Origin of the sequence: Photobacterium aquae (assembly GCF_001029445.1) — a bacterium.
Taxonomy (GTDB): Bacteria; Pseudomonadota; Gammaproteobacteria; order Enterobacterales; family Vibrionaceae; genus Photobacterium; species Photobacterium aquae.
The window spans coordinates 249,424-267,143 of sequence record NZ_LDOT01000006.1; the positions used below are offsets into that span (position 1 = coordinate 249,424).

Sequence of the window (17,720 nt, forward strand, 5' to 3'; positions counted from 1 at the left end):
CGGTAAGTGGCGAAGATAACCCCTGAATGAGAAAAACCGGCAGTAGCCGGTTTTTATTTGCATTGGATCATGCGGGATCATTGATGATCCTGCTTTATCTGAGCAGAAGTTTTTTGAGTGCTGTTTTGTCGATCAGGCTGACGACACCGTAACTGATAATGCAGGCGAGTATCCAGCGAGCTATCTCATTGGTATAGCCGCTGACCCCGAGCATGGGCAGCAGGTTCATCAAATAGATAATGATGAGTATGTGGCAAAGGTAAACGCCCAATACCTGTTGGCTTAAATAAGGGAGTGCTGGAAATGATCCAAATTGAGGGCGGCTAAGTAGCATTAGAAATAGCCCGGTTGCCCAAATTGGTGTGCCAAATAAAAAATCGTGTTCGTTGAATGGCATATCAAAGCGGAGCAGGAACATAGCCTCGCCGAAATGAAGCAGGACTCCAATTAAGGTAATTGTTGCCGCAACGGCCAAACGGCAGCGGGTATTGTTGATCCTTAGCCATATGCCGATACCCAGCATCAAGGTACTCATAAAAGGACCATTCCGGGTGAAAATCGGTGGGTCAATATGGAAAACTGCGGTATAGCTGCCCCCCATTAGCCCGTATAGGTAAATAATGACGGCAATTGCAACGATTGCTGTGTGCGGCACCTTGTATTTAAAGCAAAGGGCGATAACAAACAGGCCAGATAGCAACCCAGGAATGTACCAAAGGTGGACCATTCCGCCTTCAAACAAGGTATTAAGTGGTTGAGAAAGCAAATATTGCCAGTAACCCATGCGCTCGGCAAAGTAGCCTTGTTTGATCAGGGTATCGAAATTAAATGGCGAAACGAGGTAGATCACACTCCAAGCCAGCCAGACTTTAAGGAGTGGCTGGCCATATTTTTTTAACGTTGGAAAAGGCGCATCTTTAAGTTTTGGGGCAATAAAATAGCCAGCCAGAATAAAAAATAGGGGAACAGCAAAACGACTGAGTTGGTTTAGGACTAATCCAACCCATGGCTCCCCATTGATCAGCGGGGCGGTTTTAAAGAGTTGGCAGTGGATGGTAATGACGGCAAATAGTGCAATGACTCTGCCTGCATCAAAACTGGTAATACGATTTGTGTTCATAGCGTCAAGATTGAGAGAAAACTGCCATGAATTTACCAATATTTGAGAACAATACGCCATGTTTTGGGTTGTATTCTTCTTAAATTCCTCGATTCTTTTTTCGTTTCGTGAACCAACTCTATATTTTATAAATTAACACCGTTCTTATTTTGGCGTGTTTTCAAGATGAACAGCTAATTATGATTTTCTTCCCCCATGCTGGTGGCATTGCTGCCAGCGATTCGAAGTGCGGCTGCTCATCAAAGGGAGTGCTGAGCGCAATCAGGAGATCATTGATCATACTGACATCCCCATGCTCTGCTTTTTCAATCGCCTGTTGGGCAAGGTAGTTTCTCAATATGTATTTGGGGTTGTTATTCAGCATGATGTTGCGGCGCTGTTCGTCGCTGCTTGTTTGTAGGGTTAATCTTTGTGCATAGTGTTTTAGCCAATGTTCTAGAGGGGGGAGTTGGCTAAACAGCGTGCGAAATTGTGAGGCTGACTGTGGGATATCTGGTTGGGCAATATGGCTTAGAGTCCGGAAGAACAGGGTATAGTCGACGTGTTGTGATGCCAATAGTGCAAATAGCTCTTCATATAACTGCGCATCTGTAACGGACGGGGCATCAAGACCGAGTTTTCGCTGCATATTAATATTGTATGCTGCCTGCAGGGTGGGCTCGTAGGTATCAAGAACCGTTTCAATCTGTTGTTTGTCGATAAGAGAGCTCAACGCGTAGCCAAGAGCTGACAGATTCCATAATGCGATGCTAGGTTGGCGATTGAAAGCATATCGGCCCGTATAGTCAGAGTGGTTACAAATATACCCGGGCTCATAGTCATCAAGAAACCCAAACGGCCCGTAGTCAAGCGTCAGCCCTAGCACGGACATGTTATCCGTGTTCATTACCCCGTGAGCAAATCCGACTGCTTGCCAATCGGCAATCATGTGTGCGGTACGTGTTACGATTAACTTGAACATTGCCTGATATCGGTTCTGGGAGTCTAGTTTGGCCAAATCGGGGAAGTGGTGCGTGATCAGGTAATCAGCCAATGTCGCTATTTTGTCATGTTGTCCGGTATAGAAAAGATATTCAAAATGGCCAAAACGAAGATGGCTTTCTGTAACTCGAACCAAGGTTGAGCCTCGTTCGACATCTTCGCGGTAAACCGGTGTGTCGCTGGATAGCACCGCAAGGGCATGGGTTGTTGCAATCCCCAATCCATGCATGGCGGCACTGGCAAGGTATTCCCGAATGCATGATCGTAAAACGGCACGCCCGTCACCCATTCGAGAGTAGGGGGTGATACCCGAGCCTTTGAGGTGAATATCCCATTTCTCGCCTGCATTATTGATGACCTCACCCATTAACAGCCCACGCCCATCACCCAGATCTGGGTTGTATTGCCCAAATTGATGGCCGGTATATTTCATGGCGAATGGGGCGAATCCGGCCAGTTGGTCATTGCCGGTAAATATATTGATAAAGTCTGGATGCTTGGCAGATTTGGGGTCGAGATCAAGGGTTCGGCACACTTGTGGGTTAACACTGATCAGAAACGGCTGGGTGAGCGGCTGTGGGGATACCGGAGTGCCAAAGCCTTCGGGCAAGGTGAGGAAAGTGTTGTTAAATACCCATTGGGACAAGGTTTTCATCATATTCTGCTATTATTCTCAGCCAAGTACAGTTTCAGTTTGGCTGAGAATAGCAGCAGTTACAACGGACTAATTGTAGGGTTATCAAGCCGACTCTTTGCTTTCGATCGCTTCGATATCGACAATTTTGGAACGGTTCATGATCACTTTCCAGCGTTGGATTCGAACGGTTTGATCTTCATCTCTCTCGCGGGTGATGAGGTTAAACAAATGCCGTTTTTCGACCGATTCCCGGGTGACTTGCCCGTCTTTTACCTGATAGATCTTCTGCGAGCCTTTTTCCATTAACCGAGTAATATCGCGAAGGTTAAGCATGATTGACTCTCGCGTTTCTTCATAACCGGTCAAGAACTTGGTCGGAGACATCCGAGTTGTGCTTTTATAGTGCAAAATGGTTTCTTCACGCTGTGAAACCGTGTGGCGTCGGACTTTGCGGATTTCCTCATCCAAGCTCTTATAGCTGCAATATTCCATCCATTCCAGCTGACGGCCGATGAGCTGGTTAGAGTTGACGTCGAAAAATTGCTTGCGCCACTTTGGCTTACCCTTGCGTACCCAACGCCATAGCATCGATTTAAGGTCGTCTTTGAAGACTTCGCGGGCCGCATAGATAAATGAAAGAACCAAGATAAACGAGGCGGTAATATCGCCCAGTACACCACGCGCTTGAATGAGCATCAAGGTAACGAAAATCATCACAAAACCGGCGGCAAAGCCGGTGACAACTTTACGGGTTGTACTGCCTAGCTCGATGGTTTTCTCTTTCATCGTGACCGGGTATTCAATCAAGCGTCGCAGTAAGCGCATTTTGTTCGACATCCGGGTTGGGTCGGCCATCGCTCGGCTAGAGTTGTAGTTATTCTCTATCCGGTGGGTAGACTCTTTTTCACATACCTCAAGCAGTAGTTTTTTGATTTCACTGTAATCGCTGCTGCGAGGCAGGTGGGCAACGAGCTCGAGCAATCGTTGCTCTGTGTACCAGCTGAGGTAGTTATCGATATTCTCGTAGTACTTTTGCAGTTTATCGTCAGTCGGTACGCTTCGGCGTAGTCGCTTGAGGATACGGCGGGTCAGCTTGGCAACATCTTCCACTTCTTCGAGCGTACGCTCTTCGCGATCATCAAGAAGGAGCTGGGTAGTTTTTTCCAGTGCCAGTGCATACTGGTAGGCATATAGGCTCAAGCTGAGTCGGTATTGCTCCGTGGATAGCTTTCCTCGGCTGGCAAGGCGGCTGTGTACAAGAGGTAGGTGGTTTATATCACTGTAATAGGTGCGTTTACCTTGGATGGCGTTATGGAAAAACTCATCCTCGGTGATGATATGGCTGTTGAGTCCCAGCTCGCCTGGCACAAAAATATAGAGGTCAAGCTGTCGGTTGGTGGTTTCCTGAATGACATGGGAGATTTTCAGTTTATGGCCGTCTTTCTTTTCAACAGTGATCACTCTATTTCCATACCTCTGGATAACATTAATAACAGTGAGCTTAAATTTTTCGGGTTAATTTTAGATGAATAAACAGTGAAATAGCAGCAGTATTTGTTGCCGGAATGCTCGGTGGTTGAAAAACTAAACAATAAAATGAAGATAGGTCAGGCGTCTTGAACAAACATCACGTATAATATGCTCCCTGATATTATGATGAATACCTGCTATTCCTTGAGCTGGTGTAACTAAGTTTCCGAGAGTGTCGAAAGCAATGATCAAAATTGGACAATACAACACATTAGAAGTCGTCAAACTGGTAGATTTTGGCGTTTTTCTTGATGGTGGTGAAGACTTTGGCAATATTTTGTTGCCAAAATCGGGTGTTCCTGCCGGCACTGAACTGGGGGATAAGCTTGAGGTATTTGTCTACTTCGATTCTGAAGATGATGTTATCGCAACGACCGAGAAGCCGACGGCAATCGTCGGTGATTTTGCTCTGCTACGCGTTGTAGGTATCTGCGGCGTGGGTGCTTTTGTTGATTGGGGATTGCAGAAAGACCTGCTGGTTCCGTTCAGCGAGCAGCGCCGCCGTTTGGAAGTGGGTCAGGAAATCATGGTCCACATCTATACAGACAAGGCATCAGGCCGTATTGTTGGTTCAACGAAGTTTAACCGTTTCCTAGACAAGACCCCAGCGCGTTACAAAGTGGGCGACGAAGTACAAGTACAGATCGCAGAAGTGACGGATCTGGGCTACAAGGCGGTAATCGAAGGCCAACATTGGGGTCTTCTGTTTAAGACCGAGTCGTTCGGTAAACTGTTCCCAGGCAAGAAGCTGAAGGCGTACATCAAAGAGATCCGTCCGGATGGCAAGATCAACCTGTCGCTTCAAAAAGCTGGTCGTGCCAAGGTGGATGATTTGTCTGATAAGATCCTTTCTACCCTTGAGCGTAAAGGTGGCTTTGTGCCGTTGAGCGACAAGTCAACCCCTGAAGCGATCTTCAAAGAATTCCGTACCAGCAAGGCGACGTTCAAAAAGACCATTGGTGGCCTATACAAGAAAGGCATGATCATTATCGAGCGTGATGGTATTCGCCTAAACGACAATTAATTATTGTTGGAATAAGCTGTAAAAACAGAGAAAAGCCAGTGATTATCACTGGTTTTTTTTTGACCATTAATATGGTCTGGCAGTCTGAAAATGTGTATGTTGGTGGCTTTCGATGACCATAAGGATATGGATATGCAAGGATGTAAGCTAACGGTGATTGCGACGGCAATTGCGATGTTATCAGTTCCAGCTGTTTGGGCCGCCAATGTTCCAACAGGGGTAGAGCTCGCCAGTGTGCAGGACTTAGTGCGGGGCAATGGTGACGAAGTCCCGACGTTAGACCCGAATTTTTCGTCTGATAATGCCAGCTCTCGGGTGATTACCGATATGTTTGAGGGCTTGGTCACCCAAACCCCTGAGGGCGAGGTAATACCGGCTCTGGCTTCACGTTGGGATGTCTCTGATGATGGTAAGGTTTATACTTTTTATTTACGCGACGGCATAAAGTGGTCGAATGGTGAGCCTATCACTGCCGCTGATTTTGAATATAGTTTCAAGCGCGTTATCGACCCGAAAACCGGTGCGCCTTATGCGTGGTATTATTCTACGGCCCATATTCAGAATGCGGCTGCGATTAGTGGCGGTAAACTTGCACCTGACCAGCTTGGGGTGAAGGCGATCGACGACAAGGTTGTGCAAATCACCCTTGATAAACCTGTTCCGCATTTTGTCAAAATGCTGGTGCACGAGTCGACATTTCCAGTCTATGCGCCTGCCATTAAGGCGCATGGCGATGCATGGACCAAGCCTGAAAATATCGTGACCAGCAGTGCCTATAAACTCAAGGAATGGGTATTGAACGAACGTATTGTGCTTGAGCGTAACCCACAGTACTGGAACAACGATAAAACGGTGATTAATAACGTTACCTATTTGCCTGTGGCGGACTTAACAGCCGAATATAACCGTTTCCGTACTGGGGAAATTCATATTACCTCTTCTTTTCCGCTTGAGCAGTACAACGCCATCAAGAAGCAGCGCCCAGATGAATTGATCACCATGCCAGCTCTCGGTACTTATTATTATTTGTTTAATGTTCATAAGCCGCCGTTTGATAATGCTGATGTGCGTAAGGCCTTGGCGTACGCTATAGATCGTGACGTTGTCACAAAGGTGATCCTTGGGCAGGGGCAGCTGCCCGCTTATGGTGTGACACCGCCATCGGTTGATGGTTTTAACGCTCCTGATCTCGCATGGGGGGAGCTTAAGCAGAAACAACGAGAGAAACAGGCGGTAGCCCTGTTGGAAAAAGCCGGTTATGGCAAGGACAACCCGTTAGAGTTTGAGCTTGTATATAACACTTCGGAGTCGCATAAGAAGCTAGCTGTAGTCATGTCTTCTATGTGGAAAAAGGCACTAGGGGCACATGTGAATCTTGCAAACCAAGAGTGGAAGACATTCTTGCAAAAACTCGTACAGCAAGATTTTTCTGTCGCCCGCTATGCTTGGATGGGGGACTACAACGAGGCATCGACATTTCTGTCATATTTTGAATCAACAGGGATGAATTACGCCAAGTGGTCAAACGCAGAGTATGACGAGGTGATGGGGAAGGCTATACTGGCGGCCGATAACGAAAACCGCAATGCCTTCTATCAGCAGGCTGAACAAATATTCGCAGATGAAATGCCAGCAATTCCTCTCTATCACTATACCCGCTCGGTACTGAAGAGCACCAAGGTGGGGGGCTACTCGAAGACTAATGCCGCAGAGGCCCGCTATACGCGTGATCTTTATATTATAAAGTGATGATAGATTGCTGTAGTTTCCGATCAACAAGGCCCGCCAGTGCGGGCCTTGTTTTTTTAACGCTGTATAGTTAATAAATGCTAATGAATGGGCTAGGGCTTTACTTGATCGAAAAGTAGAGTCGCATCGTGAACGCCCTGAATGGCCATTTGCATGGCGATAACGGTAAGGATCAGCCCCATCAAACGGGTAACGATACTGATGCCGTCCTCGCCGAGGAAGTTGACCAGTTTCTGGCCGTAGATAAAGCACACCAAGGTGATTAGACACAACACGCCAAAGGCCGTAATGGTTAGCAGGATGTGAAGCATACTTCCGGCGGCTGAATAGTTCATTGCGGTAGCGATGGTACCGGGACCAGCCAAAATGGGCAGGGCTAGCGGAGAAATAGACACATCCTGCCCTTCGTCGCTGGGTTCGCTACTGTGCATCGAAGAGCTGTTGCCTTGGAGCATATGATAGCCAACCACGAACACTAAGATCCCACCTGCCAATCTGAGCGCGGGTAGGGTGATTCCGAATACTTGGAAGATCCCTTTGCCGAGCAGGCTGAAGGCGGCGACGATGCAAAAGGCGGTAAAGGTTGCTTTGATGGCAGTATTACGTTGCTGGCTGGCTGATTGTTTGGCGGTTAGGCCGATAAAAACCGCGGTGTTGGCTACGGGGTTCATAATGGCAAAAAAGCCCATGAAGACAGAAAAGCCTGCGGTAACGAGATCATGCATGAGGGTTCCCCTAAGCGCGTTATTGTATTGAGTTTAGGTCTATTTTATTTAGTCATGCGCAAAAAGTTGCGTAAATGCCTCTATAAATAAAAAGCCAGCGACCGAGGTGGCTGGCTTTCTATTACTCTGCGCTGCAGACGGTGCAGGTAGGCTGTTTACCCAGCTTCATTTCCCGCCAGCTCATGCTCATGGCATCGAGCATCAGGATCTTGCCTGTTAACGGTTGTCCCATATTGGCGACAACTTTGATCGCTTCCATTGCTTGCACGGCACCAACAATACCGACAACCGGAGACATAATCCCCGCTTCTACGCAGGTGAGCGCCTGTTGGCCGAAAAGGGCGCTGAGGCACTGGTAGCAAGGTTCGCCATCTTGGTAGGTGTAGACGCTAATTTGGCCTTCCATGCGGATCGCGGCACCAGAGACTAGCGGGGTACGGGCTGCAAAACACAAACGGTTAAGCTGGTTGCGGGTCTCAACGTTATCGCTGCAGTCCAGCACAATATCATGCTGCTCGATAAGCGGCATAAGGGCGGCGTCATCGAGCCGTTGTGCCAATGTCTCAACCTCGAGGTATGGGTTGATTCGCTGCAATGCCTGCTTGGCAGATTCAACCTTGAGCATTCCCACTGTGCTGTCTGAATGCAGGACTTGACGCTGTAGGTTTGATACCTCGACCTTATCGTCATCGATTAATGTCAGTTTACCGACTCCGGCGGCTGCCAGATATTGGGTGGATGCGCAGCCAAGGCCACCAGCACCGAGGATCAGCATGGATGCGCCTTTTAGGGCTTCTTGGCCATCGAAGTCAAATTGGCGCAGAATGATCTGGCGGTTATAGCGCAGCATTTCTGCATCAGAAAGTTCTACCACGAAGTAAATCCTATCTCGTTATATCAGCCGCGTCATATTAATGGCTGCGGCTGTGTGCATAGATATTTCCGGATATGCCCGGAATCAGTACATGGTGTGATTAAACAGTTCGATTGTGACTGTTTCGCCTACCTCGACACGTCCGCGCTCTTGTTCAAGAACCACAAAGCAGTTTGCTTGGTGCATCGAGCTGAATGCGCCTGAGCCTTGGTTGCCGGTTGTGGCGACTTCTACTTGGCCTTGGGCATTGATCTGGTAGATGCCGCGTTGGTAGTCGGCACGTCCTGGACGTTTCTTGAAGGTTGTTGTTGCCTTGGCTGCCAAACGCTGTGGTGGCGTGTATTGGCTGTGACCGGCAAGTTTTGCCAGCATAGGTTGTACCAGCTGGTAAAGGGTAACCATCGCAGAAACAGGGTTGCCCGGCAGGCCACAGAACCAAGTGTTCTTAATGGTACCAAAAGCGAATGGTTTGCCCGGCTTCATTGCGATTTTCCAGAAGCCAATTTCACCTTCTTGATCCAAAATATCTTTGGTGTAGTCGGCTTCACCCACACTGACACCACCAGAGGTGATCAGTACGTCGGCTTGGGTTGCCGCATTGAATGCGTCACGCAGTTTTGTTGGATCATCAGGAATGATACCAAGATCCATCACATCACAGCCGAATTTTTCCAGCAGGGCACGGATGCCGTAGCGGTTGCTGTCGTAAATCTGTCCTGCATCCAGTGTTTCGCCAACAGGGCGCAGCTCATCACCGGTTGAGAAGAAGGCGACAACCGGACGGCGGTAAACCGGCAGGGTGGCGATGCCCAGTGAGGCCAGTAGCGGCATTTCGCGTGCCGTAATACGGTTGCCTTTAGCCACAACGACTTCACCCAGTTTCACGTCATCACCAATAGGACGAACGTTCTCTCCTTGCTTGGCACGGCCGGTAAAACGGATTTGATTGCCGTTGGCTTCCGTTTCTTCTTGCATGATAACGGTGTCAGTCCCTGCGGGGATTTCTGCACCGGTCATAATACGGATGCATTGACCTGGCTGGCAGGTTCCTTCAAATGGGATACCTGCAAAGGATTTGCCGACCATTTCCAGCGTATCTGTATGCTCGAGATCGGTAATACGAAGGGCATAACCGTCCATTGCCGAATTGGCAAATGGCGGTACGTTGATCGGCGAGCAGATGTCATCAGCCAGTACCAAGCCCATTACATCGGTTAGCGGTACAGAATGTACCGTTTCAAGCGGGCTCACCTGGTCAAGAATTTTGCCTAGCGCAGTTTCGACAGGGATCAATCCCGGTGTGTCACAACATCCCATAGTAGGTATCCGTCTTTCGTTCTTATGTAAGCAATTATTATGACAAAAAATGGGCAGGTTCACTAATCCCCAATAGGAATACTACGGATTATCCGTTTAACTGCTGTAACTTGAATCAGACTTTGTCGCTATTTTAGCCAGAGGGATTGCAGAGTTTACGGTGGTGCACGGCTTAATTATCCATGCATTTTTTAAGGGAAAATAAGTCGCTTGAGCTAAAAAGGTGATAGAGGTATCCTTCGTCATCACAGTTTACTGGCAGTTAGATGCAATTTGATGATTGATTTTGTGTATCTAATAGGGCATTGAAATCCATGGCCAGCCAGTTGGAGGAGTAGAATGACAACATATAGCGAATCAGCGTTGAAGGTACGCCAAGCACTGGCAGATCGTGGCCTTGAAACCCCAATGACTGAACAGTCGATCAGCCGTGAAGAGAAAAAAGAGAAGATCGAACATCATATGCGCGAGATCCTCGAGCTTCTATCGCTGGATCTGACCGATGACAGCTTGGTTGAAACGCCACATCGCATCGCGAAAATGTATGTCGATGAGATTTTTTCGGGATTGGATTATGCCAATTTTCCGAAGATCACCGTTATCGAAAACAAGATGAATTGTGATGAGATGGTACGGGTAAAAGATATTACTCTGACTAGTACGTGCGAACATCATTTGGTAACTATCGACGGTAAGGCGACGGTAGCCTATATTCCTCGTGGCAAGATTATTGGTTTGTCCAAGATCAACCGTATTGTTCGTTTCTTTGCCCAACGTCCACAGGTTCAAGAGCGCATGACCCAGCAAATTCTGGTTGCGTTGCAAACCTTGTTGGAAAGCGAGGATGTTGCGGTGACGATTGACGCTACCCATTACTGCGTGAAGGCTCGTGGTGTTATGGATGCAACAAGCGAAACGACAACCACTGCACTGGGTGGTATTTTCAAACGTAATCCTGCGACCCGTGCCGAATTTTTGCACGGCATCCGCTGAACAAGCGTTTGTCAGTGATAAACAATATTAATACTATGAAGCCAGCAGCGTTGTCTGCTGGCTTTTTTGTCATTTGTTCTAATCAACACGCACGCTAGTAGATGGTATGGATCTGATTAAGCTTTCCCGAATTAGCATGAAGCACTTGATCACACTGCATGTGATGCTTGATACCTTGAGCGTTACCGCCAGTGCTGAGCGACTTTGTCTGAGCCCTTCTTCGGTTAGCAAGACATTGACGCAGCTTCGTGAGAACCTCAATGATGAGCTGTTTTATCGGCATGGGAACCAACTTGTTGCAACGCCATTAGCACGTCGTCTGGGACCGACAGTACACCAGATGATTAACGAGATGAATCAGATGCTGACGCAGGAGGCGTTTGATCCGTCTTCCTACGAGGGGCGTTTCTCTTTGGCGATGCGAGAGAGCACCTTTGAGCTTCTGGCTGCCAAGCTGACGGCAAGGGTACTGGAAGCCTCGCCGGGGATGCGATTGGAAATCTGGTCGCGCGACAGCATGGGCTTGGACAGTTTGGCGAAAGGGCAGCTCGATTTTATTATTTTGCCCCATGACAAGAGCCAGCCACCTAGCGCCCAGAGCAACTTGGTATGGGAAACTCTGCTTGATGACGAGATGATTTGTCTGATGCGGGAAAGTCATCCGCTCGCAGATCAGCCTTTGGGGATCGACGACTATCTCAGCTATGGCCATATCGGGATCATGGATAGCGATCTCAATGTGCCTTACTTTGAGATGCAACTGGCACAGCATCATCAGAAGCGGCGTATCGCCGTGAATGTACCCGATTTCGGTAGTGCGGCGGTAATGTGCCATCATAGTGATTTGCTGTTTACCTGCTCGCGACAATGGGCCGATGTGGCATTGCAGGCTAAGGGGTTGGTTGTTAAGCCGTTGCCGTTTAATTATGGTGAAGTGGCCTATAGCGTGGTCTGGCATCAACCAAGCATGAATGATCCGGCTCAGCGCTGGCTCTATGAACAAATTGTTGCGGTATCTAAAGCGGCACGTTCTGAAGAAGAAAAAACGGCATAATGCCGTTTTTTTATATCCCCATTCGGTAAGTGACACGTACGCCCTTTGTTTCAAGCTGGTGGGCAAAGTGCTCTATCTGCAAATTGCTGCAGGTATCCCATTCTAATGCTTCACCCGTGACACCATGATGTTGAAAAGCGTTGAGACGGATGGTGGTTCTACGCGGAAGCTCCCTCAGGTAAGATGCCAGCTCGTCGATTTCACGTTCGTAGTCAGTGATCCCCGGTATATGGAGTAGGCGCAACTCTTCCAATTTGTCATGTTGTTTTAGCAGGGCAATGGACTGCATGACACGATGATTACTTCGTCCTGTTATCCAGCGGTGGGTTTCTTGCTGCCATGCCTTGAGGTCAATCATCGCTCCGTCCATGACGGGCAGTAGCTTTTCCCAACCTGTTTCGCTCAGGCTGCCATTACTATCAATCAGGCAGGTTAAATGACACAGGGCAGGATCTTGCTTTATGGCGTTGAAAAGGGCATGGATAAAACCTGCTTGTAATGTCGCTTCACCGCCGCTGACCGTGATGCCTGTCAGAAAAGGGCTATGCTGTCGGATATGCGAGAGCATGTCGGTAACACTAACCGTTTGTGTTTTCGGATTTGACTGCTGTGGGCAGACAGCAAGGCATTTGTCACAATGGGTACATGTATTGGCCTGCCAGGCTATTTTGCCATTAATTAATTGCAACGATCCTGTGGGGCAATGAATGGCACAGTCTCCGCAATGGTCACATAGACCGATAGTGTGGGGGTTATGGCAATTCTTGCACTGATAATTGCACCCTTGCAGGAAGATAACGAGCCTGTTGCCAGGCCCGTCTACACATGAAAAATTGAGTATCTTACTGACCGTTGCAGTAGCGTGGAGTTTGCTCACGGCTAATTACTCGTGGTTGGCGATCCAAAATACCGGTATTTGCTGCTGCTTCGGCACCCAGTCCCGTCGTGTTGGTGCGTGATCCCTGTTCTTTGAATTTGGCGACATCAGAGAGCTTGATCATGTAGCCTGTAACACGAATAAGATCGTTGGAGTGCACGTTTGCCGTGAACTCGCGGAATCCGATATTAAGAGCGCCTTTACACAGCTGGAACATGGCCAGAGGGTTACTCTTTACCGTTTCATCGATGGTCAGAATGTCACTGATCCCCGAGGTGTAATATTGGTGATGTTCTGCCAATGCCTGAACATGTTGTACTGGATCTGGTTCGCTACCATATGGGATTCGAACGCCAGGGGTTACATCGATATCTAAGCTGATACCACCTTGGGCATGGAGCAGAGCCCGTTCCTGATAGCCATATTTCACTGGTGTTGAGGTGACAATGTCACTTAATGTGCGGGAAATCGTATGCCCCAGTTTGTTGGCTTCGCTGTCATGGCCATATTGCTGCTCGGCTTTTCCGTCTTTTTTCATTAGCAGGTTCACCGCTTCAGCCATCCCGTAGATACCGAACATAGGTGCAAAGCGATCTTCTTCGATGAGGCCTTCTTGGACGAGGAAGCTGTTAAAGAAACCGGATTCTTCATGCAGGAAGGCGGCACGGGCGTCGATTAGCTCGAACATCAGTTGGCTATAGTAAGGCAGTACATCGTTGAAGAAGTGTGCTGATGAGGCAGCGTCTTCAGCGACTTTTTTCAGGTTCATCCGCACTAATGTATTGGCACCACCAGCAAGAGGTAGCGAGTTGTAGCAGCTGACAATACCGAACCCTTTGGCATCATAGGCATTGGCATGCATAGGGTAGTTGGCGATATGGGGCTTGCTGCATTCGCAAATATTTTGGCAGGCTTGCTGGAGTAGGCTGTCTGGCGTGATAGCCGGATCGTACATAAAGGTCAGGTTTGGGGCAACCTGCTTGAGTTCGGCATCAACGCGCAGGATAGTGCGGCAAACGATATTGTCTGATGGGCCGATGTTTACGTGCATGAAGGCATCAGGCAGAGTGCGGTCTAGCATCATCCAGAACAGGCGAAGTTTACGATATAGCGTCTCTTCGTCTATTTCTTTGACATAAGGTAAAAGCACGTCATCAAGTTGCCCTAGGTAAACTGGGATACTAGTTACTGACGGGACGTGATGATAAAGAATGGTCAGGCTGTTTAGTGCTTCATCAAGATCGCGAGCGGGTGCCAGTTCAAGGTACTCAGACCCGTTTTTCAAAAATTTGGCGTAATCCGGTAGCACGTAGCGCGGTTTGTAGGGGGCATGACCTTCAAACATGTCACAAATAATATTGTTATCCAACGCATCTTGAACGGCTTTACTGACCGGCATATATGGCAGGCTGGCTTCAGCTTCTAAAGCAAGATAATGGGCTTTTTGCTTTGCAGACAGGTGTGGATCACGAACGATATTAGAGAAGTTGGTTTGAGACGTCATTGTAATTAACCATATTTATAATATGGGTAAGAGATTAAGTCTAATATCTTGTTTCTTGAAGTGAAACTAATCTAAGTGTGTTTTTCCATTATGGAAATCCGGCGAAGCAGGTCGCATTAATATTTATTGGCTTTTAACACCATTTTTTATTTTAGCGAAGTGGTTGGTAATTCATCGAAGTCATGTCGGCAATGATGCAACATTATGATAATTTTGTTGTCATAGTGTCACATTATTGACTAAATATTAAATAGGTACCGCAAGGAAATATTACTGTGTTGCGATGGAGTGCAAATCAACCATTTAAGGTGGCTGCTGTGCAGCAAAATGGTGACACCATGCTTAACTGTTTACGTCGTATATTGGTCCCTTGTTACTGTGCATCAGCATTGATGGTGGTATCAGTACCTAGTTTTGCAGAGCTTACAGCCAGTGGCTCGGTGGAAACTCTACCCGATATACAATCCAATATGCTACCAATATCTTCCGCTTCGCAACAAGCAGAGCCGATAGTTTCATCCCGATTAGATCTTGGTTTAATTAAAGGGGTGGAGATAAGCAGTACGTCTCGGTTGTGTCCGAGTGCAACGTCTAATCTTTGTTTTAGCAAGCAGTTAGAGCAGGTCTATGCTCTTAATGGTTATCTGCCATTATGGGGGCAGGAATCAGCTCGTGAGGCATTGTTATTGGCTTTAAAGTCAATATCTTATTCCGGTCTGCTTGATACTATGCGGCCTAGGTTGAACGAGTTAGGGCAACTAGCCGAACAACAAGATCAACGTGGTTATGATTTGCTGGCGACGGATTCTTACTTGGCTCTGCTGGTATACAGAAAGCAGCTTAGTGAGCATCCCAGTATCTTGTTTCGCCATCAGTACCTGCCTCCTCTTGACGAGCAAACTGTTGCCACCTTACCTGCATGGGTGATGGCCTCAGACTTAAATAGCTCGGTATTAATTTCCAGTCTTTATCCCTCGAAAGCCGATTTCGACAACGAACGACAGGCTATCGACTATATAGAGTATTTCAATCAGTTGCCTGCTCATCATTTTTCTTCTAAGGGACGTGGTGTAACCAAAGCGGGGGAGGTTGTCGATAATGGTTATGAGCTGCTGGAGGTTATGTATCGCTTAGGTGATTTGCCCAAAGCACAGTATGAGATTTTGTCTATGCAGCCTAGGGTGGTGAACAGTGGTGATGTCAATCAAGCTGTCCGTCGCTTCCAAGCACGTAATGGTTTGAACAGTGATGGTATCATCGGCCCAGCAACACGACGCCAGCTCGCATTGCCGTATCAAGAAATTGCGCGAGTTATTGCGTTGAACCTGCAACGCGGTGTACTCGGTGCAAAAAATCAAGACAGGCCGAGCATTACGGTTAATATTCCAAATTATCAGTTAGTGATCACACATCAAGACAAGGTGGTATTTGAATCCAAGGTGATAGTGGGCCGTCCCGATCGGCCAACAAATTTATTCTCGTCGGAACTGAATATATTGGTCGTTAATCCGCGCTGGAATGTTCCTGAGACGATAAAAAAGAAAGATATTATTCCCGGTATGAAGCGGTCAACGGATTATCTATCGAGGAAAAATCTGACGATGATTAAGAGTTGGGGGGATAGAACCGAAATTTCTCCGGAGTTGGTGGAATGGAGTAATGTTGATCCCGATACCTTTCCTTATGAGTTTATGCAGGGGCCAGGCCCCCGTAATGCCTTGGGCAATGTCAAATTCTTGATGCCGAATGATTACTCTGTATACCTGCATGACACGCCTGCACGGGGATTGTTTAACCGGGACAGACGTAATTTAAGCTCTGGTTGTGTCAGGGTAGAGAAGGCGGCGGAGCTTGCCGAATACGTGTTGGATTATCAAGGGCGTCCACGCTGGCGGAACTACAGTCAGTTAGTCAAGAACCAAGAAACCGATACGATATCGCTGCCAAGGCGGATTGATGTTGATGTGACATACGTAACAGCATGGGTAGATAGTCAGGGTAATCTGCAAATGCGTGAAGATATTTATGGGTATGATCGGCCTAGTCGTCACACGGCGGATGATAAATACTCTGCGGTAAAAAATTATCGTTATTAGTTGACTGAACTATAAAAAAACACCCCGTATCGGCATAGTCGGTACGGGGTGTTTTTATTGCATGATCAAGCTAGAAATTAAGCCTGAGGTTCGCGGGTTTTCCAAAGCGATGCGCTAATTGCAACTGTAATCGTTACAACGATCACGCCCAGAGATACAGCGGTAGGGATCGCGTAGCTTGTTTCCATCAGCAGCATCTTCACACCGATAAAGCTTAGGATGAACGCCAAAGCCGGACGTAGGTAGCAGAAACGAGTAAGCATACCTTCCAGTACGAAGTACAGAGAGCGAAGACCCAGTAGGGCAAATACGTTAGCTGTCATGACGAGGAACGGTTCTTTGGTCACGGCGAAAATAGCCGGGATCGAGTCCAAAGCAAACATGACGTCGGTTAGTGCGATAACAGCGATAACAATCAGCAGTGGTGTTGCCAGCCAGCCTGCACTGTCTTTTACGAAAAACTTATGTTCACGGTAGCCATCAGTAACACGGAAGCATTTTTTTACCAGACGAACAGGAAGTGACTGAGAAAAGTCTTCTTGTTCATCTTCGTCTTCACTCCATAGTTTGTAACCGGTATACATCAGGAATGCGGCGAAGATATATAGGATCCAGTGGAACTGGGTAAGCAGCTCGGCACCTACGGCGATCATGATGCCTCGAAGGATCAATGCGCCAACCACACCTAACATCAACACGCGTGGACGAATAGCTTCAGGAACAGCAAATTGACCGAAGATTAAGGCAAATACAAATAGGTTATCAACGCTAAGTGATTTTTCAAGCAAGTAACCAGTTAGGAACGCTGTAGCAGCTTGACTGTTGGTGTAGCTGCTATCAGGAGCCATTTGTGGCCAGTACATGTAAATAAGGACATTGAAAGCCAATGCCAATACTACCCAGAACAAACTCCAGATTGCGGCTTTTTTAATAGTTACCTTACCCCCGCGGGTTTGGTATAAATCTAGCGCCAGCATTACCAAGGTAAGTATAGCGAACCCTTCATAGCTAAAAAGGCTCATGGTTTTCTCCTTTCACGATCGCGCGAAAGGGGCAGGAAACGTGTTCTGCAATGACCCTTCGCGCATTAACGACTCTACACATAAGTGCATGAAATAATGGCGTTGGTCTCGTCAGAATGGTGTTGAAGAGTTGGCTACAACTCAGGAACAAATCCACCCTCGGCTGCCGGAAGTCTTGGACTTCGAGATGACGACAGACGATCTTAAATGGTGACTA

The 17,720-nt window shown here is 47.6% G+C and carries 14 protein-coding genes; 5 read left to right on the plus strand and 9 right to left on the minus strand.

Features of this window, described 5'->3' with window-relative positions; all coding sequences use genetic code 11:
* Window positions 1-94: 94 nt before the first annotated feature.
* The 3 genes from ABT56_RS06600 to ABT56_RS06610 all read right to left on the minus strand — a co-directional run bounded on the left by ABT56_RS06600 (window position 95) and on the right by ABT56_RS06610 (window position 4,199).
* On the minus strand, window positions 95-1,120 hold the full coding sequence (locus ABT56_RS06600; RefSeq protein WP_047878058.1) for an acyltransferase: 1,026 nt from the start codon (window positions 1,118-1,120) through the stop codon (window positions 95-97).
* Window positions 1,121-1,280: 160 nt separating this feature from the next.
* Window positions 1,281-2,747, minus strand: coding sequence for a protein adenylyltransferase SelO (locus tag ABT56_RS06605; RefSeq protein WP_420835122.1), 1,467 nt, complete (start codon window positions 2,745-2,747; stop codon window positions 1,281-1,283).
* 93 nt (window positions 2,748-2,840) lie between these two features.
* Window positions 2,841-4,199, minus strand: a complete 1,359-nt coding sequence (locus ABT56_RS06610) for a hypothetical protein (protein WP_047878060.1) — start codon at window positions 4,197-4,199, stop codon at window positions 2,841-2,843.
* 253 nt (window positions 4,200-4,452) lie between these two features.
* Here ABT56_RS06610 and ABT56_RS06615 point away from each other — a divergent pair, with 253 nt between their 5' ends.
* Both ABT56_RS06615 and ABT56_RS06620 read left to right on the plus strand, forming a co-directional pair.
* Window positions 4,453-5,292 (plus strand): CvfB family protein, encoded by an 840-nt coding sequence (locus ABT56_RS06615; protein ID WP_047878061.1) that lies wholly within the window; start codon window positions 4,453-4,455, stop codon window positions 5,290-5,292.
* 132 nt (window positions 5,293-5,424) lie between these two features.
* Window positions 5,425-7,041: a peptide ABC transporter substrate-binding protein gene (locus tag ABT56_RS06620; RefSeq protein ID WP_047878171.1), complete on the plus strand. Its 1,617-nt coding sequence runs from the start codon at window positions 5,425-5,427 to the stop codon at window positions 7,039-7,041.
* A gap of 92 nt (window positions 7,042-7,133) precedes the next feature.
* On the opposite strand, the gene ABT56_RS06625 is transcribed toward ABT56_RS06620, so the two are convergent.
* The 3 genes from ABT56_RS06625 to moeA form a co-directional block, all read right to left on the minus strand.
* Window positions 7,134-7,766 carry a MarC family protein gene (locus tag ABT56_RS06625; RefSeq protein WP_047878062.1) on the minus strand — a complete coding sequence of 211 codons (633 nt, stop codon included), beginning with the start codon at window positions 7,764-7,766 and terminating at the stop codon, window positions 7,134-7,136.
* Between the two features lie 121 nt (window positions 7,767-7,887).
* Window positions 7,888-8,640: a molybdopterin-synthase adenylyltransferase MoeB gene (gene moeB, locus ABT56_RS06630; protein ID WP_084722176.1), complete on the minus strand. Its 753-nt coding sequence runs from the start codon at window positions 8,638-8,640 to the stop codon at window positions 7,888-7,890.
* 84 nt (window positions 8,641-8,724) lie between these two features.
* Window positions 8,725-9,957 (minus strand): molybdopterin molybdotransferase MoeA, encoded by a 1,233-nt coding sequence (moeA, locus tag ABT56_RS06635; RefSeq protein WP_047878063.1) that lies wholly within the window; start codon window positions 9,955-9,957, stop codon window positions 8,725-8,727.
* Between the two features lie 339 nt (window positions 9,958-10,296).
* Between moeA and folE the strand changes: the two genes are divergently transcribed.
* Window positions 10,297-10,950 carry a GTP cyclohydrolase I FolE gene (folE, locus tag ABT56_RS06640; protein ID WP_047878064.1) on the plus strand — a complete coding sequence of 218 codons (654 nt, stop codon included), beginning with the start codon at window positions 10,297-10,299 and terminating at the stop codon, window positions 10,948-10,950.
* A 106-nt stretch (window positions 10,951-11,056) separates the two neighbouring features.
* On the plus strand, window positions 11,057-12,004 hold the full coding sequence (locus tag ABT56_RS06645; protein WP_047878065.1) for a LysR family transcriptional regulator: 948 nt from the start codon (window positions 11,057-11,059) through the stop codon (window positions 12,002-12,004).
* 10 nt (window positions 12,005-12,014) lie between these two features.
* Here the strand turns inward: ABT56_RS06645 and ABT56_RS06650 are convergent, their stop codons facing one another.
* On the minus strand, window positions 12,015-12,881 hold the full coding sequence (locus ABT56_RS06650) for a YjjW family glycine radical enzyme activase (protein ID WP_047878066.1): 867 nt from the start codon (window positions 12,879-12,881) through the stop codon (window positions 12,015-12,017).
* Window positions 12,847-14,385: a YjjI family glycine radical enzyme gene (locus ABT56_RS06655; RefSeq protein ID WP_047878067.1), complete on the minus strand. Its 1,539-nt coding sequence runs from the start codon at window positions 14,383-14,385 to the stop codon at window positions 12,847-12,849. Before ABT56_RS06655 ends, ABT56_RS06650 begins: the two co-directional genes overlap by 35 nt.
* Before the next feature lie 275 nt (window positions 14,386-14,660).
* Between ABT56_RS06655 and ABT56_RS06660 the strand changes: the two genes are divergently transcribed.
* On the plus strand, window positions 14,661-16,481 hold the full coding sequence (locus ABT56_RS06660) for a L,D-transpeptidase family protein (RefSeq protein ID WP_053062398.1): 1,821 nt from the start codon (window positions 14,661-14,663) through the stop codon (window positions 16,479-16,481).
* A 77-nt stretch (window positions 16,482-16,558) separates the two neighbouring features.
* On the opposite strand, the gene ABT56_RS06665 is transcribed toward ABT56_RS06660, so the two are convergent.
* On the minus strand, window positions 16,559-17,503 hold the full coding sequence (locus ABT56_RS06665) for a TerC family protein (RefSeq protein ID WP_047878068.1): 945 nt from the start codon (window positions 17,501-17,503) through the stop codon (window positions 16,559-16,561).
* Window positions 17,504-17,720 lie beyond the last annotated feature (217 nt).

Coding starts and splice junctions, on each gene's coding strand:
- ABT56_RS06600 (WP_047878058.1), bottom strand. CDS start 1,120: ATGAACACAAATCGTATTACCAGTTTTGATGCAGGCAGAGTCATTGCA.
- ABT56_RS06615 (WP_047878061.1), top strand. CDS start 4,453: ATGATCAAAATTGGACAATACAACACATTAGAAGTCGTCAAACTGGTA.
- ABT56_RS06620 (WP_047878171.1), top strand. CDS start 5,425: ATGCAAGGATGTAAGCTAACGGTGATTGCGACGGCAATTGCGATGTTA.
- ABT56_RS06625 (WP_047878062.1), bottom strand. CDS start 7,766: ATGCATGATCTCGTTACCGCAGGCTTTTCTGTCTTCATGGGCTTTTTT.
- moeA (WP_047878063.1), bottom strand. CDS start 9,957: ATGGGATGTTGTGACACACCGGGATTGATCCCTGTCGAAACTGCGCTA.
- folE (WP_047878064.1), top strand. CDS start 10,297: ATGACAACATATAGCGAATCAGCGTTGAAGGTACGCCAAGCACTGGCA.
- ABT56_RS06645 (WP_047878065.1), top strand. CDS start 11,057: ATGGATCTGATTAAGCTTTCCCGAATTAGCATGAAGCACTTGATCACA.
- ABT56_RS06655 (WP_047878067.1), bottom strand. CDS start 14,385: ATGACGTCTCAAACCAACTTCTCTAATATCGTTCGTGATCCACACCTG.
- ABT56_RS06665 (WP_047878068.1), bottom strand. CDS start 17,503: ATGAGCCTTTTTAGCTATGAAGGGTTCGCTATACTTACCTTGGTAATG.